This is a genomic window from Pseudomonas sp. PS01301 (genome assembly GCF_029960215.1).
GTDB classification, from domain to species: Bacteria; Pseudomonadota; Gammaproteobacteria; order Pseudomonadales; family Pseudomonadaceae; genus Aquipseudomonas; species Aquipseudomonas coleopterorum.
On record NZ_JASCPM010000054.1, the window covers coordinates 1 to 21024 of the forward strand.

Consider the following 21024-nt stretch of genomic DNA (forward strand, 5'->3'; position numbering starts at 1 on the left):
AGGAGCAAGTCCTGCCTTAAGCAGCGATCGGCATCCCCCAGAAACACATTTTTGTGAGTACACGAGCAAGAATAATGATTCTTGCCGAGTGCGGGCACAACATACAAGCAGCGGCGCGAGCCGCGTCCGGGACCGCCGCAGGGCAACTGACACACCGCGTGCGCAGTGACGCGGCTTGCACCGCTGCTACAGCGGATTGAGGGATTCGATCCACTGGATGTGTCGGGCGAGCTCGAGGCGTTTGGCGTCGAGGCCACCTTGGCGAGCGTGAGCCAGGCGTTCGAGGGTGCGGCGCTTGAGGTGCAGCAGGCGTTGCCATTTGGCCAGGAACGCCGGAGTACGCTGGCGCAGCTGCAAGGGTCCGAAAAACAGCTCCTGGGGGCTGTAGGTCACCGCTTCGCCGTGATCGGCCACGATGATCTCGTAGTCGAAGCGGTTTTCCCGCAGCACTTCTTCATGCCGGATGCGATAACCATTGTCCATCAGCCACTGGCGCAGATCGCATTCGCCGCCATTGGGCTGCAGGATCAATCGCTCGCCACGGGTCAAATGCGCCCTGCCCGCCTGCAGAATGTCGCGGATGGTTTCCCCGCCCATGCCGCACAGGCTCACCGCCGTGATTCGATCGCTCGCTTCGATCGCCGCCAGCCCGTCGGCCTGACGCACGCTGATGCAGTGCTCCAGCCCGCTCTCGCGAACGCTGCGCCGGGCCGCCAGAAACGGCGTCTGGGCGACCTCACCGGCAACGGCCTGGGGGATGACACCACGCAGCACCAGCGCCACGGGCAGGTAGGCATGATCCGACCCGATGTCAGCCAGGTGCGCGCCGACGGGGACCTGGGCGGCCACGCGCTCCATACGATGGGACAAGCTGAGCGGATTCACGAGCGATCGGTTCTCCTGATTGGGCGCGCATTCTGGCGAGCGCGCCCGTGCATTTCAACTCATCTGGCAGGTTCCGCAGCAACCTGTCCCGCCAACAGTCGGACGATCCACTCACGGCTGTGGACCAGGGCCTTGTCGGCCATGGGCGTGGGGAAGTGGATGAAACCGTGGGGCGATACCGGCAGCAGGCGCAGGTCCACCGGAGCCACCTTGCCCCAGCGTTCGGCCATCAACAGGGTGTCATCGCGCAGCGGATCCAGCGCCCCGACGAACATCAGCGCAGGCGGCAGGCCTTGCAGGTCACCGTACAGGGGCGATACCACCGGCTGCCGGCGTTGCTGATCGTCCAGGTTCGGGGTCAGCAGACGCAACGCCTCGACCATGCCCGGACCGTCCAGCACCAGCGTGTCGGGCCCTGCGTTGCGCACGCTGGGGGTGCCGGTCAGGTCGAAGACACCGTAATACAACAGCGCACCGCACACGCGCTGCAGCAACGCGGGCCATTGCTTGAGCTGCAACAGAGTGGCGGCGGCCAGATGCCCACCGGCGGACTCGCCGACGACGATCACCGGCAGGTCGGCAAACTCGGGAAAGCTATTGCCCAACACGCAGCGCGCGGCCACCAGGCAGTCGTCGAGCAGGCCTTGCAGGGGCGTCGAGACAGCCAGGCGATAGTCGACCGAGACCACGGCGACATCACAGGCCTGCACCAGGGCGATGTTGAGGTCATCGTTCATCTGGGCATTGCCGATGACCCAGCCGCCGCCGTGGAAATCCAGCACCAGACCCTTAGGCGGCCGGGATGGCCGCAGGATGCGCACCTTCACCGGGCGGGCGTCGGGCAGGCGCAGCAGGCGCTCTTCGATGGCCACGCCATGGCGCACGGGCTTGAGCGAGCTGGCCAACTGCCCTGCACGGAGCAGGGCCTGGATCAGCATCGGGGTGACGCGATTGCGGATACGGAACCGCGGCAGGCGGCTCAGGGTCTTGTTGAAGCGCTCTGCCTGCGCGATCTGCGCTGCATCGAACGACCAGCTTTGCTCGGTCTCCACCAGGGGTGTCCTCATACATGAGTAGATGTCAGATAGGAGAGTCTGCGCGTGGTGCGGTTCCCGCATGAGCAGATAACGCTATTAGCGACTATGCTGGCCCTCTTGGTGCCCGTCATCGAATACCGTCGGATCGTTGCAATGGATCATCTGAACCGCTTGCGCGGGTCGCTGTTCAAGTCGGTCTGCGCCCTTTTGCTGTACAGCCTGCTCGATACGGTCGCCTGGGCAGCGAGCCCGCGTGCCTTCGATCTGTACATGCCCGAGGCGCCACCGCTGAGCATGGCCGGCGTCGCAGGCCAGCAAGGCATCGTGGCCGATGCCGCCGGGCAGGCCATGGTGCTGGCGGGCTATCGAATGAATACCCATATACTGCCCTGGCTCAGGGCGCAACGCACGGTGCAGCAAGGCCAGGACATGCTCATCGTGCCTCTGTCGCGCACCCCTGACAGGGAAGCGGCCTACACCTGGATTGCGCCGATCATGAGTATGGACCGGGCGTTTTTCAGCCTCGACCAGCGCGTCGAAAGCTTCGCCCAGGCGCGTCGCACCTATCATCGCATTGCGGTGGGCATGGGCAGTGCGCAGGAACGCAAGCTGTATGACGAAGGATTCGATGCTTCGCAGATCTACCCGCTGCGTATCGGTGAGAATCCGGCGCAGATGCTGCTGCTGGGGCGCGTCGATGCCTGGTTCAATGGGGTGCCCGAGTCGAAATACATCTGGCGGCAGGTGTCTGAACGGCCGTTGCTGATGAGCCCGGTGCTGATGACGTCGGATCTGTATCTGGCCTGTTCGAAGAGCTGTTCGCCGCAGATGGTGCGCAGTCTGCGCGACGCGGTGCAGACCCTGCATCGCGACGGTTCGATAAAGCGGTTGGTGGAACGATACCTGAGCGCTCCGCTCTGAGCACGGTGGTGCTGCCGGGACGCGGCTCGCGCCGCTGCTACAGGGGCCGTGCGTGCCGCGCCAGCGATGCAGGCTGCGGATCTGGGCTAATCCGGCTTGCGCCACCCGTGTAGCAGCGGTGCAAGCCGCGTCGGCGGTGCACGCGGTGGATCAGGGTGAGCCCGGCGTTCCCGGACGCGGCTCGCGCCGCTGCTACAGCGGTCGTGCATGCCGCGTTGGCGGTGCAGGCAGGTGGCAAATCCGGCTTGCGCCACCCGTGTAGCAGCGGTGCAAGCCGCGTCGGCGGTACACGCGGTGGATCAGGGTGAACGCGGCGATCCCGGACGCGGCTCGCGCCGCTGCTACAGGGGCCGTGCATGCCGCGTCGGCGGTGCAGGCAGGGGGCAAATCCGGCTCGCGCCACCCGTGTAGCAGCGGTGCAAGCCGCGTCGGCGGTGCACGCGGTGGGTCAGGGCGAACGCGGTGTTCCCGGACGCGGCTTGCGCCGCTGCTACAGGGGCCGTGCATGCCGCGTCGGCGGTGCAGGCAGGGGGCAAATCCGGCTCGCGCCACCCGTGTAGCAGCGGTGCAAGCCGCGTCGGCGGTGCACGCGGTGGATCAGGGTGAGCCCGGCGTTCCCGGACGCGGCTCGCGCCGCTGCTACAGGGGCCGTGCATGCCGCGTCGGCGGTGCAGGCAGGTGGCAAATCCGGCTCGCGCCACCCGTGTAGCAGCGGTGCAAGCCGCGTCGGCGGTGTACGCGGTGGATCAGGGTGAGCCCGGCGTTCCCGGACGCGGCTCGCGCCGCTGCTACAGGGGCCGTGCATGCCGGGTCGGCGGTGCAGGCAGGTGGCAAATCCGGCTCGCGCCACCCGTGTAGCAGCGGTGCAAGCCGCGTCGGCGGTGCACGCGGTGGATCAGGGTGAGCCCGACGTTCCCGGACGCGGCTCGCGCCGCTGCTACAGGGGCGGTGCAAGCCGCGTCGGCGATGTACGCGGTGGGTCAGGCCTGGGCGCGGGCGCTGTGCAGTTTTTTGTAGCTGTCGATCAGGCGCAGATGACGATCCAGGCCTTCGAGCTTCATGCTCGTGGGCGTCAAGCCATGGAAGCGCACGCTGCCGTCTACCGAGCCCAGCGCTGCATCCATCCGCGCATCGCCGAACATGCGGCGGAAATTGACCTCGTAATCGGCCATGTCCAGATCGCTGTCCAGCTCCACCTCGAGCACCACGTTCAAGGCCTGGAAAAACAGCACACGGTCCAGGGTATTGGCGTTGTATTGCAGGAACATCTCGACCAGCTCCTTGGCGTCGTCGAAGCGCTCCAGCACCAGCTGGATCAGCACCTTCAACTCCAGAATGGTCAACTGCCCCCACACCGTGTTCTCGTCGAACTCGATGCCGATCAACGTGCGGATATCGGTGTAGTCGTCCAGCTCCGACTCCTCCAGGCGTTGCAACAGATCGCCCAGTGCATCGTCATCCAGACGATGCAGATTGAGAATGTCTTCGCGGAAAAACAGCGCCTTGTTGGTGTTGTCCCAGATCAGGTCTTCGATCGGATAGATCTCCGAGTACCCCGGCACCAGAATCCGGCACGCCTTGGCGCCCAGGTGCTCGTAGACCGCCATGTACACCTGCTTGCCCATCCCGTCGAGAATGGCGAACAGCGTCGCCGCTTCCTCGGTATTGGCGTTGTCGCCCTGAGCGGTGAAGTCCCAATCGGCAAAGGCGAAGTCGGCCTTGGCACTGAAGAAACGCCACGACACCACGCCGCTGGAATCGATGAAATGCTCGACGAAGTTGTTCGGCTCCATCAGGGCATGGCTTTCGAAGGTCGGTTGCGGCAAGTCGTTGAGCCCTTCGAAACTGCGGCCCTGCAGCAGCTCGGTAAGGCTGCGCTCCAGCGCCACTTCCAGGCTTGGATGGGCGCCGAACGACGCGAACACGCCGCCGGTTCGCGGGTTCATCAAGGTCACGCACATCACCGGGAAGCGCCCGCCCAGGGAGGCGTCCTTGACCAGCACCGGAAAGCCCTGCTCTTCCAGCCCCTGGATGCCTGCCACGATGCCGGGATAGCGTGCCAGCACCTCGGCCGGAACGTCGGGCAGCGCCAGTTCGCCTTCGAGAATCTCGCGCTTGACCGCCCGTTCGAAAATCTCCGACAGGCACTGCACCTGGGCTTCGGCCAGGGTATTGCCGGCACTCATGCCGTTACTCAGGTACAGGTTCTCGATCAGGTTGGACGGGAAATACACCGTCTCGCCATCCGACTGACGCACGAAGGGCAGCGAGCAGATGCCGCGCTCGATGTTGCCCGAGTTGGTGTCGTACAGATGGGAGCCACGCAGCTCACCGTCGGGGTTGTAGATGGCCAGGCAGTGGGCGTCGAGGATCTCGCTGGGCAAGGCATCCTTGCGGCCCGGCTGGAACCAGCGCTCGTCGGGGTAATGGACGAAGTCGGCCTGGGCGATGTCCTCGCCCCAGAACTGGTCGTTGTAGAAGAAGTTGCAGTTCAGGCGCTCGATGAATTCACCCAGGGCCGAAGCCAGCGCGCTTTCCTTGGTCGCCCCCTTGCCGTTGGTGAAGCACATCGGCGAGTAGGCATCGCGGATGTGCAGCGACCAGACGTTGGGCACGATGTTGCGCCACGAGGCGATCTCGATCTTCATGCCCAGCCCGGCGAGGATGCCGGACATGTTGGCGATGGTCTGCTCCAGCGGCAGGTCCTTGCCCAGCACATAGGTGCTGGCGCCCGCCTGCTGGGTCGGCATCAACAGGGCCTGGGCATCGGCGTCGAGGTTGTCGACTTCTTCGATGATGAAGTCCGGCCCGGTCTGCACCACCTTCTTCACCGTGCAGCGGTCGATGGAACGCAGGATGCCCTGGCGGTCCTTGGCCGACATGTCCGCCGGCAGCTCGACCTGGATCTTGAAAATCTGGTTGTAGCGGTTTTCCGGGTCGACGATGTTGTTCTGCGACAGGCGAATGTTGTCGGTGGGAATGTTGCGCGTGTTGCAGTACAGCTTGACGAAGTACGCCGCGCACAGTGCCGACGAGGCCAGGAAATAGTCGAAAGGCCCCGGCGCCGAGCCGTCGCCCTTGTAGCGAATGGGTTGGTCGGCCACCACCGTGAAATCGTCGAACTTGGCTTCAAGTCGAAGGTTGTCGAGAAAATTGACCTTGATTTCCATGGGGGAGCACCTGATGCAAGCAAAAACGAATGGCGCGCATTATCCGATTTTTTCACCCGTGCGTCTTGGACGATCACCGACGGCGGTAATCGGGCAGGCGAACGGACCGCTGTGGCGATACTAAATCGCCGCCACCAGTGAATTTTTTGGTGTCAATTTGTATCTCATGGGGACAAGCCGCTTTGACACAAAGAGAAACATCGATGAAATCTCGTAGAAAAAAAGTCAACCCGATCGGGTTGAACGACATCACCATCGTCGACGACGTCAAGATGCGCAAGGCGATCACCGCCGCCGCGCTTGGCAACGCCATGGAATGGTTCGACTTCGGCGTCTACGGCTTCGTGGCCTACGCGCTGGGCAAGGTGTTCTTCCCGGGTGCCGATCCCAGCGTGCAGATGATCGCGGCCCTGGCCACCTTCTCCGTACCTTTCCTGATTCGCCCCCTGGGTGGCCTGTTCTTCGGCGCACTGGGCGACAAATACGGCCGTCAGAAAGTCCTCGCCGCCACCATCGTGATCATGTCGCTGAGCACCTTCGCGATCGGCTTGATTCCGTCCTACGACTCCATCGGAATCTGGGCCCCGATTCTTTTGCTGCTGGCGAAGATGGCCCAAGGCTTCTCGGTGGGCGGTGAGTACACCGGCGCGTCGATCTTCGTCGCCGAGTACGCCCCGGACCGCAAGCGTGGCTTCCTCGGCAGTTGGCTGGACTTCGGCTCGATAGCCGGTTTCGTGCTCGGCGCCGGCGTGGTGGTCGGGATTTCTGCCGTGATCGGCGAAGAGAAGTTCCTCGACTGGGGCTGGCGCGTGCCGTTCTTCCTGGCCTTGCCGCTGGGCATGATCGGCCTGTACCTGCGTCACGCGCTGGAAGAAACCCCGGCGTTCCAGCAACACGTCGAAAAACTCGAACAAGGTGACCGCGAAGGCCTGGCCGGTGGCCCCAAGGTCTCGTTCAAAGAGGTGGCGACCAAACACTGGCGCAGCCTGCTGACCTGCATCGGCATCGTGGCGGTGACCAACGTCACCTACTACATGCTACTCACCTACATGCCCAGCTACCTGTCGCACAACCTGCACTACAGCGAAAGCCATGGTGTGCTAATCATCATCGCGATCATGGTCGGCATGTTGTTCGCGCAGCCGGCGATCGGTTATGCCAGCGACAAGTTCGGCCGCAAGCCCTTCATTCTGTTCGGCAGTATCGGCCTGTTCTTCCTGGCCATTCCGGCCTTCATGCTGATCAACAGCGGCAAGATCGGCCTGATCTTCGCCGGCCTGCTGATGCTGGCCGTGGTGCTGAACTTCTTCATCGGCGTGATGGCCTCGACGCTGCCGGCGATGTTCCCCACGCACATCCGCTACAGCGCCCTGGCCAGTGCCTTCAACGTCTCGGTACTGATCGCTGGCCTGACGCCGACAGCGGTCGCCTGGCTGGTGGAAAGCACCGACGACCTGTACATGCCTGCGTACTACCTGATGGTGTTCGCCGTGATCGGTTTCGTCACTGCCATCACCATGAAGGAGACCGCCAACCGGCCTCTGCGTGGTGCGGCACCGGCGGCGTCCGACATCGAAGAAGCCCGTGAGCTGCTGGTCGAACACCACGACAACATCGAGCAGAAAATCGAAGACATCGACACGCAGATCGCCGAGCTGGAAGCCAAGCGCAAGTCTCTGGTGGAACAGCATCCGCGTATCAACTAAGCCTCGACCTGGCCTGGCTGCGAACCGCGCCGGCGGTTTTCAGCCTTTGGCCAAGCGCTCGCGCAGGTAGTCGACCACGGCGGCCTGGTCGCCGGCGAATTCGATCCGCGACGCCTTGCTTTCACGCTGGTAGGCGTACATCGGATCGTAGTACTCGTGCAGCAACCCCTCGATCCACCCGCGATGCAGATCGACCTGACCACTGCGCTGCTGTTCGTCCAGCGCGGCCTGCATCAGGCTCTGCAGACGCTGATGTCGCTCGCCGCCCAGGCGCTTGTAGATCCGATCCAGGCTTTGCAACAGACGCTCGGCAAACAGCTCATGGCCCTCTTCGCCGTGCAGGCTGACGAACTCCGCGCACAGGTCCACCACGTAGTCACGCAGAATGCGCTCGACACGGTTATCGAAGCTGTCTTCCAGCCACACCAAGGGATAACCCTGCATGCCCTGATGCAGGGACAACGGCACGTTGCAGCTGCCGACCAAACGGCTTTCGTCTTCGAGCACGAACTGCTCGATGCCGGCGGCACGCTTTTTCAGCACGTCGATGGCCAGGCGGTTCTCGAAATCGATCTGCGCCGGCTGCCCGGTCGCGCGCTTGCCGAAGCTGGAGCCGCGGTGGTTGGCATGCCCTTCCAGGTCCAGGGCATTGCTCAACTGCGCCAGTACGTCGGTCTTGCCGGTGCCGGTCATGCCGCCCAGCACCACGAACCGACATTGCTCCACCGCCTGTTCGAGGGTGTCCAGCAGGAAGCTGCGCATAGCCTTGTAGCCGCCCAGCACTCGCGGGTAGTCGATCCCGGCTTCTTGCAGCCAGCGTTGCACGGTCTGCGAACGCAGGCCGCCGCGGAAGCAGTACAGGTAGCCGTGCGGATTGGCCTTGGCGAACGCCGCCCAGGCCGCGATCCGGCGTTCCTTGATGTCGCCTGACACCAGGCGGTGGCCCAAGGCGATGGCGGCCTCCTGGCCGTGCTGCTTGTAGCAGGTACCGACCTTCTGCCGTTCCAGGTCGTCCATCAGCGGCAGGTTGTGCACACCGGGGAAGGCGCCCTTGTCGAACTCCACCGGCGCGCGGGCGTCCATCATCGGCACATCGCCCAGGAACAACGCGCGGTAGTCGCTGCTGTTGTCACGCATCAGATCACCTCGACCGCATGGGGCAGACGTTCGACCAAACTGCCGATGGGTGCCAGTTGCAGGCCCAGTTCCGCGGCCAGGGCGACGAACTCGGCTTCACCGGCGGCGCTGACCGCGACCAGCAAGCCGCCGCTGGTCTGCGGGTCGCAGAGCAGGTCCCGCTGCTCATCGGTCAGGGCAGCGATGCGTTCGCCGTAGCTTTCGAAATTGCGTTGGGTGCCGCCGGGCACGCAGCCCTCGCGCAGGTAGTGATCGATGCCGGGCAGGCGCGGCACGGCGGCGTAGTCCAGGCGTGCGGTGAGCTGCGCGCCATCGGCCATCTCGACCAGGTGCCCGAGCAGTCCGAAACCGGTGACGTCGGTCATGGCGCTGACCCCGGCCAGTTTGCCGAAGCGACTGCCGGGCTTGTTCAGGGTGCACATCCAGTCGCGGGCCACGCCGACGTCTTCGTCGCGCAGCCTGGATTTCTTCTCGGCGGTGGTGAGGATGCCGATGCCCAGCGGCTTGGTCAGGTACAGGCGGTCGCCGACCTGGGCGGTGTCGTTGCGCTTCATGTGGCGCTTGTCGACCAGGCCGGTCACCGCAAGGCCGAAGATGGGTTCGGGGGCGTCGATCGAATGCCCGCCGGCCAGCGGAATGCCGGCGGCGTCGCACACCGCGCGGCCGCCGCGGATCACTTCGCGAGCCACTTCCGGGGGCAGCAGGTTGACCGGCCAGCCGAGAATGGCGATGGCCATCAACGGATCGCCGCCCATGGCGTAGATGTCGCTGATCGCGTTGGTGGCCGCGATGCGTCCGAAATCGAACGGGTCGTCGACGATGGGCATGAAGAAATCGGTGGTGGACACCACCCCGCGTTCCTCGTCGATCGCGTACACCGCAGCGTCGTCGCGCGAGGCATTGCCGACCCACAGCTTGGGGTCCAGGTTCTGCGCGCCGCTGCCGGCCAGGATCACTTCCAGGACCTTGGGCGAGATCTTGCAGCCGCAACCGGCACCATGGCTGTATTGGGTCAAACGGATGGGCGAATTCATGGCAGCCTTCTCGAGGTCCGGGAAACAGGCTGCGAAGTCTATCAAAGCTGGCCTTTCCTGCAGTGACTCTTATAATCGCGCCACCTCTATCCTTGCGTACCGGGCCTCGCCCGCGCGCCTTGCGCCACCTTTCGGAGACCCACCATGTTCAAGCGCTCCCTGTCACTGGTTGCCGGCCTTGCCTTGTGCGCCAGCGCGGTCACCAGCTTCGCCGCCGACGTTCTGCGGGTGTCCGCCATCCCCGACGAGGCGCCCACCGAACTGCTGCGCAAGTTCAAGCCGCTGGGTGCGTACCTCGAGCAGCAGACCGGCATGAAGGTCGAGTTCGTGCCAGTGGCCGACTACCCGGCGGTGGTCGAGGCGCTGGCCACCGATCGTCTGGACATGGCCTGGCTGGGCGGCTTCACCTTCGTCCAGGTCAACCAGAAAACCGGCAACGCCATTCCCCTGGTGCAGCGTGAGCAGGATGCCCAGTTCACCAGCAAATTCATCACCAGCGACCCGAACGTCAAATCGCTGGCCGACCTCAAGGGCAAGAGCTTTGCCTTTGGCTCGATCTCGTCGACGTCCGGCAGCCTGATGCCGCGCTATTTCATGCTGCAGGACAACATCAAGCCGGAAACCTATTTCAGCCGCGTCGCCTACTCGGGTGCCCATGACGCCACCGCAGCGTGGGTGCAGGCAGGCAAGGTCGATGCCGGCGTGCTCAATGCCAGCGTCTGGCAGAAGCTGGTCGACAGTGGCAAGGTCGACACCGACAAGGTCAAGGTGTTTGCCACCACGCCGACCTACTTCGATTACAACTGGACCGTGCGCGGCACCCTCGACCCGGCGCTGGCGGAAAAGCTCAAGCAGGCGTTCCTTGCCCTCGACCCGGCCAAGCCCGCGGACAAGGCGATCCTCGACCTGCAGGCAGCCAGCCGCTTCATCCCCACCAAGCCTGAGAACTACAAGGGCATCGAGGACGCCGCCCGCGCTGCCGATCTGTTGAAATGACCCTGCGCCTGACGGCCGTCGACCTGCGCCACCGCAACGGAGTGCAGGCCCTGCGCGACGTGCATCTGAACATCGCCGCCGGGGAGCGCGTGGCGATCATCGGTCCGTCGGGCGCCGGCAAGTCCAGCTTGCTGAATGTACTGGCGACCGCCCTGCAGCCCAGCGCGGGCGAGCTGGCGGTGCTGGGCGTGCAGCCCTGGCAGCTGAGCAGTCGCGCGCGACAGCGCCTGCGCGCGCGCATCGGTCTGATCCATCAGGCCCCGCCGCTGCCGCCCCGGCAACGGGTGGTCACGGCGGTGCTGGCCGGCAAGCTGGGGCAATGGGGGCTGGGCAAGAGCCTGCTCAACCTCCTGCATCCGGTGGACATTGCCGGCGCCCGTGCGCTGCTGGCGCGGCTGGACCTGGACGACAAGCTGTTCGCCCAATGCCAGCAGCTGTCGGGCGGGCAATTGCAGCGCGTTGGCATCGCTCGCGCCCTGTACCAACAGCCAGCGCTGTTGCTGGCCGACGAGCCGGTCTCGGCGATGGACCCCAGGCTGGCCCGGCATACCCTGGACCTGCTCTGCCAGCACGCCAGCGAACAGCGCGTCACCCTGGTGGCCAGCCTGCACACGGTGGAGCTGGCATTGGCCTGCTTCCCACGAATCATCGGCGTGCGCGACGGCCGGATCGCCTTCGACCTGAGCGCTGCCGAAGTCACCGCACAGCGCCTGGATGACCTGTATGCCAACGCGCAGCTGAGCCCTGCCCCCACGTCAGCGGACACCGCGACGCCCTGGCTGCCGCGATGCTGAGTCGACACCAACGCGATCCGGCCGCTCTGCCGCGGCTGCTGCTGGCCGCGCTGGCGGTGCTGTTGCTGTGGCCCGGCATCCGTCTGGCCGAGCTGAACCCAGGCGTGCTGTTCGATCCAGCCGTCAGTCGATCCACCGGTGCCTTCCTGGCCGGTTTCTGGCCGCCGGCCCATGACCAGGACTTTCTGGCGCTGCTGTGGGACGCGACCTTGCAGACCTTGGCCATCGCCACCGCGGGCATGTTTCTGGCGCTGGTGCTTGCGGTGCCCGCCAGCCTGCTGGCCAGCCGCGCCTTGTCGCTGTCGGCGGCCAGCATCGGCGCTCGCCCTGGCTGGCCGGGCACCTGCGTGCGCTGGCCGGTGCGTGGCGTGCTGATCTTTCTGCGCAGCGTGCCGGAGATCGTCTGGGCCTTGCTGTTCGTTCGCGCCGTGGGCCTGGGCCCGACCGCCGGTGTGCTGGCGATTGCCATCACCTACGCGGGGATGCTCGGCAAGGTGTATGCCGAAATCTACGAGTCGGTCGATCAACGTCCGGCGCAGGCCCTGATGCGTGCGGGCGCCGGGCGCCTGGCCGCGTTCGCCTATGGCACGCTTCCGGCCGCTGCCGCCGAACTGATGTCGTACACCGTATACCGCTGGGAGTGCGCGGTGCGCGCCTCGGTGGTGATGGGCTTCGTCGGCGCCGGTGGGCTGGGCCAACAGATCGACCTGTCGATGCGCATGTTCGCTTCGGCCGAAGTGGCCAGCATCCTGCTGACGTTCATCGTGCTGGTGCTGTTCGCCGACCTGCTCAGCCGGGTGCTGCGAGGGCGTTTCACATGAGGCGCCTGGGCAATGCGGCGCTGGTACTGGCCATCATCCTGGCGGTAGTCGCCTCCTTCGCCTATCTGGGCCTGAACCCATTCAACCTGGGCGATGCCGACAGCCTGGGTCACATGGCCCGTTACGCGGCGCGCTTCCTGTCTCCGGATTTCACCGCCGCACACCTGTGGGCCGTGGGCCATGCCTCACTGGAAACGCTGGCGATGTCGGCGCTGGGCACGTTGCTGGCCGCGATCGCCGCCTTGCTGCTGGCCATTCCCGCCGCCGGCCGATTGGGCTGGCCGATGCAGGGTTTTGCCAAGCTGCTGCTCAATGCCTTGCGTGCAGTACCCGAACTGGTCTGGGCGGTGCTGATGGTGCTGGCCGCCGGGCTTGGACCCAACGCTGGTACCCTGGCGCTGGCCTTGCACACGGCCGGGGTGCTCGGCCGGCTGTTTGCCGAAGCGCTGGAAAACACCCCGCCCGAACCTGCCAACGCGATCCGTCTGCAAGGCGGCAACGCCTGGCTGGCGTTCTGCTACGGGACCCTGCCCAACCTCTGGCCACAGCTGCTGGCCTATACCCTGTACCGCTGGGAAAACAACATTCGCATGGCCAGCATTCTCGGCTTCGTCGGCGCCGGCGGGCTGGGACAGATGCTCTATGTCAGCCTCAGTCTGTTCCAGGAAGCGCGCGCCAGCACGCTCATTCTGGCCATGCTGCTGCTCGTGCTGGGGGTGGATGCCCTGAGTGGCTGGATGCGCCAGCGCTGGATTCGTCACTAGCTAGTGTCTAGCAGCCACCCGCCTGTCGGCAACGGCTGAGCTCACGCGCGGCTTTCGCCATTAGTCGCGTTGACAAGATCGTCAAGAGCTGTCGATAATCCGAACCAAGTCATACGACAACAGATGACAAAAACAATAACGACAAAGGACTCGCTCATGACAGGCATTCACACCGTCCAGAATCCCTTCAATCGCCTTCTCCTGACCGGCGCCGCCGGCGGTCTGGGGAAGGTGCTTCGAGAAAGTCTGAAACCCTTCGCCCGCACCCTGCGGCTCTCCGATATCGTCCCTCTTCCCGCCTCCACCGACACCCGTTCCGACACCTCCGAAGAATTCCAGTTGTGCGATCTCGCCGACAAGCAGGCCGTGCACGAACTGGTACAAGGCGTGGACGCCATCGTGCATTTCGGCGGCGTATCGACGGAGCATGCTTTCGAAGACATCCTCGGCCCCAATATCTGCGGGGTCTTTCACATCTACGAAGCAGCACGCCGGCATGGCGTCAAGCGCGTAGTATTCGCCAGCTCCAATCATGTGATCGGTTTCTACAAGCAGGACGAGACCATCGATGCCCATTCGCCGCGGCGTCCGGACAGCTACTACGGGCTGTCCAAGTCCTACGGCGAGGACCTGGCCACCTTCTACTTCGATCGCTACGGCATCGAAACCGTCAGCATCCGCATCGGCTCCTCGTTCCCCGAGCCGGCCAACCGCCGAATGATGAGCACCTGGCTGAGTTTCGACGACCTGACCCGCCTCATCGAACTGAGCCTGTTCACCCCGAATGTGGGCCACACCGTGGTCTACGGCGCTTCGGCCAACCGCGATGGGTGGTGGGACAACCGCTATGCCGCGCACTTGGGCTTCGCCCCCAAGGACAGCTCGGAAGTCTTCCGCGACAAGATCGACGCGCAACCGATGCCCGCCGCCGATGATCCGGCCATGGTCTATCAGGGTGGCGCCTTCGTCGCTGCCGGGCCGTTTGGCGACAACTGAATCCTTTGCGACACCAAAACAACAACAACGCTGGAGTTATCCATGGATTTCAAACGCACGTTACTCGTAGCAGCACTCCCGCTCGCCTTCTGCCTGTCCGGGCTGGCGCAGGCCGCGATCAACATCAAGTTCGCCGAAGTGCACCCGGCCGGCTATCCGCCGGTGGTGGCCGAGCAGGACATGGGCAAGAAGCTCGTAGAACAGAGCAATGGCGAGATCACCTTCAAGATGTTCGCCGGTGGTGTGCTGGGCTCCGAGAAAGAAGTGGTCGAGCAGGTCCAGAGCAACGCCGTGCAGATGACCCGGGTCAGCCTGGGTATCGTCGGCCCGGTGGTGCCCGACGTGAACGTGTTCAACCTGCCGTTCATCTTCCGTGATCAGGCGCACATGCGCAGCATCATCGATGGCGAGATCGGTCAGGAGATTCTCGACAAGATCACCAATTCCCAATTCAACCTGGTCGCCCTGGCCTGGATGGATGGCGGCACGCGCAACCTCTACACCAAGAAGCCAGTGCGGCAGATCGCCGACCTCAAGGGCATGAAGATCCGGGTGCAGGGCAACCCGGTGTTCATCGACACCATCAACGACATGGGCGGCAACGGCATCGCCATGGCCACCGGCGAGATTTTCAGCGCCCTGCAGACCGGGGTGATCGACGGCGCGGAGAACAACCCGCCGACCATGCTCGAACACAACCACTACCAGAACGCCAAGTTCTACACGCTGACCGAGCACCTGATCCTGCCCGAACCCATCGTGATGTCGAAACTGCTCTGGAACAAGCTCAGCCCAGAGCAACAGGCACTGGTGAAGAAGCTTGCCCGCGAGGCGCAGATGGAAGAGCGCGTGCTGTGGGACAAGAAATCCAGCGAAGCGGAAGCCAAGCTCAAGGCCGGTGGCGTGGAGTTCATCACCTTGACGCCTGAGCAGAAGAAGGCCTTCTACGACGCCACTCAACCGGTGCGGGACAAGTACGGCGCGCCGTACAAAGAGCTGATCACCCGCATCGAAGCCGTCAAGTAAGCCTGTCCGTCAACACCAAGGGGGAGCCGGCAGTCGCCCGCTCCCCCGCCGCTGGGTGAGCCTCATGAAAAACACTGTGCTGCGTTTGAACGACTTGCTGTACCGGGTCTGCATCGGGATCGCCGGCTTGTCGGTCCTGACCATGACCCTGATCATTCCATGGGGCATCTTCACCCGCTACGCGCTGGGCAGTGGTTCCAGCTGGCCGGAGCCGGTGGCGATCCTGCTGATGGTGGTATTCACCTTTTTCGGCGCGGCGGCCAGCTACCGCGCCGGCGCGCACATGGCCGTGGCCATGGCGGTGGAACGCCTGCCGGCGCAGGCGCGGCGGGTGGCGGCGGTGGCCGTGCAGATCCTGATGGCGGTGGTCGCGCTGTTCATGATCGTCAAGGGCTTCACGCTGTGTGCCAACACCTGGAACCAATACCTGGGTGAAATTCCTTCCCTGCGAGTGGGTATTTCCTACTTGCCCATCCCGCTTGGCGGCATCGTGACCCTGGTGTTCATCCTGGAAAAGCTCTTCCTGGGTGACCAGAGCCACCGCGCCGTGATGCGGTTCGACGTCGTAGAAGCCAGTGAAGGTGCTGCGTAAATGGATGCTCTCATACTGTTGGGCAGCTTCATCGCCCTGATCCTGGTGGGGATGCCGGTGGCCTATGCGCTGGGCCTGTCGGCCTTGATCGGGGCCTGGTGGATCGAGATTCCGGCCGACGCGCTGATGATCCAGATCGCCGGTGGGGTCAACAAGTTCTCGTTGCTGGCCATTCCGTTCTTCGTGCTCGCCGGTGCGATCATGGCCGAGGGCGGCATGTCGCGACGGCTGGTGGCCTTCGCCGGCGTGCTGGTGGGGTTCGTGCGCGGTGGACTGTCGCTGGTCAACATCGTCGCCTCGACCTTTTTCGGCGCCATCTCCGGCTCGTCCGTGGCCGACACCGCCTCGGTGGGTTCGGTGCTGATTCCGGAAATGGAGCGTGCAGGTTATCCGCGCGATTTCTCTACGGCGGTGACGGTCAGCGGCTCGGTACAGGCTCTGCTCACGCCGCCCAGCCACAACTCGGTGCTGTACTCGCTGGCCGCTGGCGGCTCGGTGTCGATCGCCTCGCTGTTCATGGCCGGGGTCATGCCGGGGCTGTTGCTCAGCGCGGTGATGATGGGCCTGTGCATGATCTTTGCGCGCAAGCGCAACTATCCCAAGGGCGAAGTGATCCCGATGCGCCAGGCGCTGAAGATCGCCGGTGAAGCGCTGTGGGGACTGATGGCGCTGGTGATCATTCTCGGCGGTATTCTGTCGGGCGTGTTCACCGCGACCGAGTCGGCGGCCATCGCCGTGCTCTGGTCGTTCTTCGTGACCATGTTCATCTACCGCGACTACAAATGGCGCGATCTGCCCAAGCTGATGCATCGGGCGGCACGGACCATTTCCATCGTGATGATTCTGATCGGCTTCGCTGCCAGCTTCGGCTACATCCTGACGCTGATGGAAATCCCGATGAAGATCACCACGGCGTTCCTGACCCTGTCGGACAACCGCTACGTGGTGCTGATGTGCATCAACGTGATGCTGTTGATGCTCGGCACGATCATGGACATGGCGCCGCTGATTCTGATCCTGACGCCGATCCTGCTGCCCGTGGTCGTCAGCGTGGGCGTGGATCCGGTGCATTTCGGCATGATCATGCTGGTCAACCTGGGCATCGGCTTGATCACACCACCGGTGGGCGCGGTGCTGTTCGTCGGTGCGGCGATCGGCAAGGTGACCATCGAGGCTACGGTGAAGGCCTTGCTGCCGTTCTACCTGGCGCTGTTCGTGGTGTTGATGATGGTGACCTACATCCCCGCCATCTCGCTGTGGCTGCCGAGCGTGGTGTTGTAGATCCGATTGCTGCGGTGTGTGCGACACACCGCGGCAGTCCGTCACGCCAAAATCCCTGTAGCAGCGGCGCAAGCCTCGTCGGTGGTGCGTGCGGTCAGGCTGTTATATCGCGGCGAATTCGGACGCGGCTTGCACCGCTGCTACAGGGGTAATGCGCGGGATGTATAGGATGGGGTGGTGTTCGGCTGCCAGTCGGCACTCCCAGCGCCAGGCGTCGCGCAACATGTCTTCCAGGGTGCGTCGGGCCTGCCAGCCCAGTTCACGGCGCGCCTTGTCCGGATCGGCCCAGCATTGGGCAACATCGCCCGCGCGCCGGGGCTCGAACGCGAGCGGCACAGACACTCCGCACGTGCGCGTGAATGCATCGACCACCTGCAACACCGAATAGCCCTGCCCCGTCCCCAGGTTCCAGACCTGCACCCCGCTGCCCCCCATCAAGGCCTGCAAGGCCAGCCAGTGCCCCTCGGCCAAATCCATGACGTGCACGTAGTCACGCACCCCGGTGCCATCCACCGTGGCGTAGTCCTTGCCATAGACATGCAGCACGTCCCGCTGCCCGCTGGCCACCTGCAGCAGATAAGGCAGCAGGTTGTTGGGTACCTGCGCAGGCGCTTCGCCCAACTCACCAGAATCGTGCGCACCGATGGGATTGAAATAGCGCAGCAGCCCGACCGACCAGCGCGCATCGGACGCGGCCAGGCTGGTCATGACGTTCTCGGCCATCAGTTTGGAAAAACCGTAGGGGTTGGTTGGCAGCCCGGTTGCACAGCGTTCGTCGATGGGCATCCGCGGACTGTCGCCATAGACCGTTGCCGACGAACTGAAAATCAGCGTGAACACCCCTGCGGCGGCCATGGCCTGGCACAGGGTGATGCTGCCACCGACATTGCTGTCGTAGTAGCGCAAGGGTTCACGGACGCTTTCGCCGACCGCCTTCAACCCCGCACAGTGAATCACCGCGGTAATGGGAAAATCGGCGAACAGCGCGTCCAGTTGCGCCCGATTGCGCACATCGCCCAGGACGAAGCGGGCGCGCCGTCCGCCCAGCCTGGCGATGCGTTCCAGGCTGGTGCGCGAGCTGTTGCACAGGTTGTCGAGGATGACCACCGTCTGCCCGTGGCCCAGCAACTGCAAAACGACCTGTGCGCCGATATAACCCGTACCGCCTGTGACCAGAATCATCGTCGTCGCTCCCGGCGCCCGCAGGCACACTGGTCAAGATCAAGGGATAGCACCTGCGTGATACGACGACGGGATCAGGCCTATGAAGCTATGCCCTCGGGCCTTCTGTGGAGTTCCCATGCAGTGCCGGACGGTCACGCAGGGAAAGTTGAACGAGCGCAGCTTCGGCAGCGTCCAAAGCTTGGCAATGCACAGATCATGACCTTCCCCACCTGGCCTGTTCATTGCCGCGCACAATCCATACGGGTGGCGTCGAAGCTCAGTCTCCGCTGACTTCAGTCCCGATTCAGGCTCTGAAACAAGGACACCCCCATGAACGATGTGGCGCCGAACGGCTCTACCCCCGCTGCTCATTCCCGCGCCCTGCGCGATCCTGCGCCCACCCGCCGGCCGCTCATGCTGTGTCTGTCCCATCTGCGCTGGGGCTTCGTCTACCAGCGCCCGCAGCACGTCATGTCACGCCTGGCGCAAGGCTATGACGTGCTGTTCTTCGAAGAGCCAGTGTTCGCTGACCATGTCGAGCCGCAGTTGCTGACCAGCCAGCCCACCCAGGGCGTGACCGTGCTGGTCCCGCAATTGCCTGCCGGTGTGCCCCACGAACGGGTTATCGCCTTGCAACGCGAACTGCTCGATGCCTACCTGGCCGAGCATCGACACGATGAATTGCTGCTGTGGTACCTGACGCCGATGAGCCTGGCGTTCACCGACCACCTGCAGGCCCAGGTGACGATCTTCGATTGCATGGACGAGCTGTCGGCGTTCATGGGCGCGCCACCGGAGCTCATTGAAAGGGAACGTCAACTGCTGGCGCGTGCCGACGTGGTGTTCACCGGCGGGCACAGCCTGTGGGAGGCCAAGCGCCACCAACACGCCAACGCCCACGCCATGCCCAGCAGCGTCGACATCGCCCACTTTGCCCAGGCCCGAGAGCTGCTTCCTGATCCGACCGACCAGGCGGCGATCGGCCATCCGCGCCTGGGCTTTTTCGGGGTAATCGACGAGCGCTTCGACATCCAGCTGGTCGATGAACTGGCCCGACAGCGGCCGCAGTGGCAGATCGTGCTGATCGGCCCGGTGGTCAAGATCGACCCGCAGACCCTGCCGCGACGCGCCAACATTCACTACCTGGGCGGCAAGAATTACAGCGACTTGCCGCGGTATCTGGCTGGCTGGGAAGTCGCTTTGATGCCCTTCGCCATCAATGCCTCCACGCGCTTCATCAGTCCGACCAAGACCCCCGAATACCTCGCCGGTGGACGTCCGGTGGTGTCCACGCCGATCACCGACGTGATCAACGATTACGGTGACAGCGGGGTCGTGACCATTGCCGACACACCGGCTGCCTTCATCGCCGCGGTAGAACATGCCCTGGGCGCCGAGGCACGCGACAGCGTGCTGGCCCAGGCCGATGCAGCATTGAACGGCATGTCGTGGGACAAAACCTGCGCGGCCATGAAGGAGCAGATCGAATGCCTCAGGTAAACCTCGAAAGCGCCAGCCGCGGCCCGTCCGCCCATGGCGACGGCCGTCCCTACGACTATGTGGTGGTGGGCGCCGGTTTTGCCGGCAGTGTCATTGCCGAGCGCCTGGCCGAAGGGCTTGGCCTGAACGTGCTGGTGATCGACCGACGCGAACACATCGGCGGCAACGCCTACGACCACCTGGATGCAGCCGGCGTGATGGTCCACCGCTACGGGCCGCACATCTTTCACACCAATGCCCAGCGCATCGTCGACTACCTGTCGCGCTTCACCCAGTGGCGCCCCTACGAGCACCGAGTGCTGGCACAGGTCGACGATCATCTGGTGCCGATTCCGATCAACCTCACTACCCTCAACACGCTGTTCGGCCTGCAGATGGATGAGGCTCAGGCCGAACGCTTTCTGGCCGAGCGCGCACAGCCGGTGGAGTGCATCCGCACCTCCGAGGACGTGGTGATCAATCAGATCGGCCAAGAGCTTTACCAGAAGTTCTTCCAGGGCTACACCCGCAAGCAATGGGGCCTGGACCCGTCGCAGCTGGACAAGTCGGTGACCTCGCGCATCCCCACGCGCACCAACGAGGATGACCGCTACTTCACCGACAGCTTCCAGGCCATGCCGCTGGACGGTTACACCCGCATGTTCGAGAACATGCTCGACCACCCGCGTATCGACGTGCTGCTGGACACCGATTTCGCCCAGGTTCGCGAGCAGCTGTCCTACGCTCAGCTGATCTACTGCGGCCCGGTGGATGAGTATTTCGGCTTCCGTCTGGGCCGCCTGCCCTACCGTTCGCTGCGCTTCGAGCACAAGACGTTGCAGCAATCCCAGCTGCAAGCGGTGGCCGTGGTCAATTACCCGGACGAAGCGGTGCCCTACACGCGCATCACCGAATACAAGCACCTGACCGGGCAGCAACACCCGCAGACCAGCATCACCTACGAGTACCCGTGCGCCGAAGGCGACCCCTACTACCCCATCCCACGGGCCGAAAACGCCGCGCTGTATCAACGCTACAAGGCGCTGGCGGACGAAACGCCGGGGGTCACCTTTCTCGGGCGACTGGGCACCTACAAGTACTACAACATGGATCAGGTAGTCGGTCAGGCGCTGGCGCTGTACCAGCGAATCGAGCAGGCGGGTGCGCCCGTCCCCGGTGCGACGGCTGCCGTGGAACTGCTCGACGAGCGCGGCGCTTGAG

At 64.2% G+C, this 21024-nt stretch carries 18 protein-coding genes; 12 read left to right on the forward strand and 6 right to left on the reverse strand.

The window, feature by feature from the left end:
- Window positions 1-186: 186 nt before the first annotated feature.
- Together QMX89_RS20265 and QMX89_RS20270 are read right to left on the reverse strand one after the other, a co-directional pair.
- Complete coding sequence (locus QMX89_RS20265) at window positions 187-885, reverse strand: tRNA (adenine(22)-N(1))-methyltransferase TrmK (RefSeq protein ID WP_282349599.1); 699 nt, start codon at window positions 883-885, stop codon at window positions 187-189.
- A 59-nt stretch (window positions 886-944) separates the two neighbouring features.
- Window positions 945-1937 carry an alpha/beta hydrolase gene (locus tag QMX89_RS20270; RefSeq protein WP_282349601.1) on the reverse strand — a complete coding sequence of 331 codons (993 nt, stop codon included), beginning with the start codon at window positions 1935-1937 and terminating at the stop codon, window positions 945-947.
- 138 nt (window positions 1938-2075) lie between these two features.
- On the opposite strand from QMX89_RS20270, the gene QMX89_RS20275 reads away from it, so the two are divergent.
- Window positions 2076-2843 carry a transporter substrate-binding domain-containing protein gene (locus QMX89_RS20275; protein WP_049859764.1) on the forward strand — a complete coding sequence of 256 codons (768 nt, stop codon included), beginning with the start codon at window positions 2076-2078 and terminating at the stop codon, window positions 2841-2843.
- A gap of 980 nt (window positions 2844-3823) precedes the next feature.
- On the opposite strand, the gene QMX89_RS20280 is transcribed toward QMX89_RS20275, so the two are convergent.
- Window positions 3824-6013, reverse strand: a complete 2190-nt coding sequence (locus QMX89_RS20280; protein ID WP_282349603.1) for an OsmC domain/YcaO domain-containing protein — start codon at window positions 6011-6013, stop codon at window positions 3824-3826.
- Window positions 6014-6216: 203 nt separating this feature from the next.
- Here QMX89_RS20280 and proP point away from each other — a divergent pair, with 203 nt between their 5' ends.
- Window positions 6217-7719, forward strand: a complete 1503-nt coding sequence (proP, locus tag QMX89_RS20285; RefSeq protein ID WP_122741775.1) for a glycine betaine/L-proline transporter ProP — start codon at window positions 6217-6219, stop codon at window positions 7717-7719.
- 39 nt (window positions 7720-7758) lie between these two features.
- Here proP and mnmH read toward each other — a convergent pair whose 3' ends face one another.
- Window positions 7759-8856, reverse strand: a complete 1098-nt coding sequence (gene mnmH, locus QMX89_RS20290) for a tRNA 2-selenouridine(34) synthase MnmH (RefSeq protein ID WP_282349605.1) — start codon at window positions 8854-8856, stop codon at window positions 7759-7761.
- Window positions 8856-9890 (reverse strand): selenide, water dikinase SelD, encoded by a 1035-nt coding sequence (gene selD, locus QMX89_RS20295; RefSeq protein WP_282349606.1) that lies wholly within the window; start codon window positions 9888-9890, stop codon window positions 8856-8858. Before selD ends, mnmH begins: the two co-directional genes overlap by 1 nt.
- Window positions 9891-10034: 144 nt before the next feature.
- On the opposite strand from selD, the gene QMX89_RS20300 reads away from it, so the two are divergent.
- From QMX89_RS20300 to QMX89_RS20335, 8 genes are all read left to right on the forward strand, one after another.
- Window positions 10035-10886 carry a putative selenate ABC transporter substrate-binding protein gene (locus QMX89_RS20300; RefSeq protein WP_134721437.1) on the forward strand — a complete coding sequence of 284 codons (852 nt, stop codon included), beginning with the start codon at window positions 10035-10037 and terminating at the stop codon, window positions 10884-10886.
- Window positions 10883-11680 (forward strand): phosphonate ABC transporter ATP-binding protein, encoded by a 798-nt coding sequence (locus QMX89_RS20305; protein ID WP_282349607.1) that lies wholly within the window; start codon window positions 10883-10885, stop codon window positions 11678-11680. The genes QMX89_RS20300 and QMX89_RS20305 overlap by 4 nt, the downstream gene beginning before the upstream one ends.
- Window positions 11674-12501, forward strand: a complete 828-nt coding sequence (locus QMX89_RS20310; RefSeq protein ID WP_282349608.1) for a phosphate/phosphonate ABC transporter permease — start codon at window positions 11674-11676, stop codon at window positions 12499-12501. The genes QMX89_RS20305 and QMX89_RS20310 overlap by 7 nt, the downstream gene beginning before the upstream one ends.
- The gene (gene phnE / locus QMX89_RS20315) at window positions 12498-13265 is read left to right on the forward strand and encodes a phosphonate ABC transporter, permease protein PhnE (protein WP_282349609.1); all 768 of its coding nucleotides are present in this window, start codon (window positions 12498-12500) and stop codon (window positions 13263-13265) included. The genes QMX89_RS20310 and phnE overlap by 4 nt, the downstream gene beginning before the upstream one ends.
- 156 nt (window positions 13266-13421) lie before the next feature.
- Window positions 13422-14261, forward strand: a complete 840-nt coding sequence (locus QMX89_RS20320; RefSeq protein ID WP_282349611.1) for an NAD(P)-dependent oxidoreductase — start codon at window positions 13422-13424, stop codon at window positions 14259-14261.
- Between the two features lie 42 nt (window positions 14262-14303).
- A complete protein-coding gene (locus tag QMX89_RS20325; protein WP_282349613.1) occupies window positions 14304-15287 on the forward strand; it encodes a TRAP transporter substrate-binding protein in 984 nt (327 codons plus the stop codon).
- A gap of 64 nt (window positions 15288-15351) precedes the next feature.
- On the forward strand, window positions 15352-15879 hold the full coding sequence (locus QMX89_RS20330) for a TRAP transporter small permease (protein ID WP_282349614.1): 528 nt from the start codon (window positions 15352-15354) through the stop codon (window positions 15877-15879).
- On the forward strand, window positions 15880-17160 hold the full coding sequence (locus tag QMX89_RS20335; RefSeq protein ID WP_090357158.1) for a TRAP transporter large permease: 1281 nt from the start codon (window positions 15880-15882) through the stop codon (window positions 17158-17160). It begins immediately after the preceding gene.
- Window positions 17161-17262: 102 nt separating this feature from the next.
- On the opposite strand, the gene galE is transcribed toward QMX89_RS20335, so the two are convergent.
- Window positions 17263-18342: a UDP-glucose 4-epimerase GalE gene (gene galE / locus QMX89_RS20340; protein ID WP_282349615.1), complete on the reverse strand. Its 1080-nt coding sequence runs from the start codon at window positions 18340-18342 to the stop codon at window positions 17263-17265.
- A gap of 312 nt (window positions 18343-18654) precedes the next feature.
- On the opposite strand from galE, the gene QMX89_RS20345 reads away from it, so the two are divergent.
- Entirely contained in the window at window positions 18655-19824 is a 1170-nt protein-coding gene (locus tag QMX89_RS20345) for a glycosyltransferase family 1 protein (RefSeq protein ID WP_282349616.1), read from the forward strand.
- Window positions 19812-21023 (forward strand): UDP-galactopyranose mutase, encoded by a 1212-nt coding sequence (gene glf / locus QMX89_RS20350; RefSeq protein WP_282349617.1) that lies wholly within the window; start codon window positions 19812-19814, stop codon window positions 21021-21023. The genes QMX89_RS20345 and glf overlap by 13 nt, the downstream gene beginning before the upstream one ends.
- Window position 21024 lies beyond the last annotated feature (1 nt).

Coding starts and splice junctions, on each gene's coding strand:
- proP (WP_122741775.1), top strand. CDS start 6,217: ATGAAATCTCGTAGAAAAAAAGTCAACCCGATCGGGTTGAACGACATC.
- QMX89_RS20275 (WP_049859764.1), top strand. CDS start 2,076: ATGGATCATCTGAACCGCTTGCGCGGGTCGCTGTTCAAGTCGGTCTGC.
- mnmH (WP_282349605.1), bottom strand. CDS start 8,856: ATGCGTGACAACAGCAGCGACTACCGCGCGTTGTTCCTGGGCGATGTG.
- QMX89_RS20310 (WP_282349608.1), top strand. CDS start 11,674: ATGCTGAGTCGACACCAACGCGATCCGGCCGCTCTGCCGCGGCTGCTG.
- phnE (WP_282349609.1), top strand. CDS start 12,498: ATGAGGCGCCTGGGCAATGCGGCGCTGGTACTGGCCATCATCCTGGCG.
- QMX89_RS20320 (WP_282349611.1), top strand. CDS start 13,422: ATGACAGGCATTCACACCGTCCAGAATCCCTTCAATCGCCTTCTCCTG.
- QMX89_RS20345 (WP_282349616.1), top strand. CDS start 18,655: ATGAACGATGTGGCGCCGAACGGCTCTACCCCCGCTGCTCATTCCCGC.
- QMX89_RS20280 (WP_282349603.1), bottom strand. CDS start 6,013: ATGGAAATCAAGGTCAATTTTCTCGACAACCTTCGACTTGAAGCCAAG.
- selD (WP_282349606.1), bottom strand. CDS start 9,890: ATGAATTCGCCCATCCGTTTGACCCAATACAGCCATGGTGCCGGTTGC.
- glf (WP_282349617.1), top strand. CDS start 19,812: ATGCCTCAGGTAAACCTCGAAAGCGCCAGCCGCGGCCCGTCCGCCCAT.
- QMX89_RS20305 (WP_282349607.1), top strand. CDS start 10,883: ATGACCCTGCGCCTGACGGCCGTCGACCTGCGCCACCGCAACGGAGTG.
- QMX89_RS20300 (WP_134721437.1), top strand. CDS start 10,035: ATGTTCAAGCGCTCCCTGTCACTGGTTGCCGGCCTTGCCTTGTGCGCC.
- QMX89_RS20330 (WP_282349614.1), top strand. CDS start 15,352: ATGAAAAACACTGTGCTGCGTTTGAACGACTTGCTGTACCGGGTCTGC.
- QMX89_RS20325 (WP_282349613.1), top strand. CDS start 14,304: ATGGATTTCAAACGCACGTTACTCGTAGCAGCACTCCCGCTCGCCTTC.
- galE (WP_282349615.1), bottom strand. CDS start 18,342: ATGATTCTGGTCACAGGCGGTACGGGTTATATCGGCGCACAGGTCGTT.
- QMX89_RS20335 (WP_090357158.1), top strand. CDS start 15,880: ATGGATGCTCTCATACTGTTGGGCAGCTTCATCGCCCTGATCCTGGTG.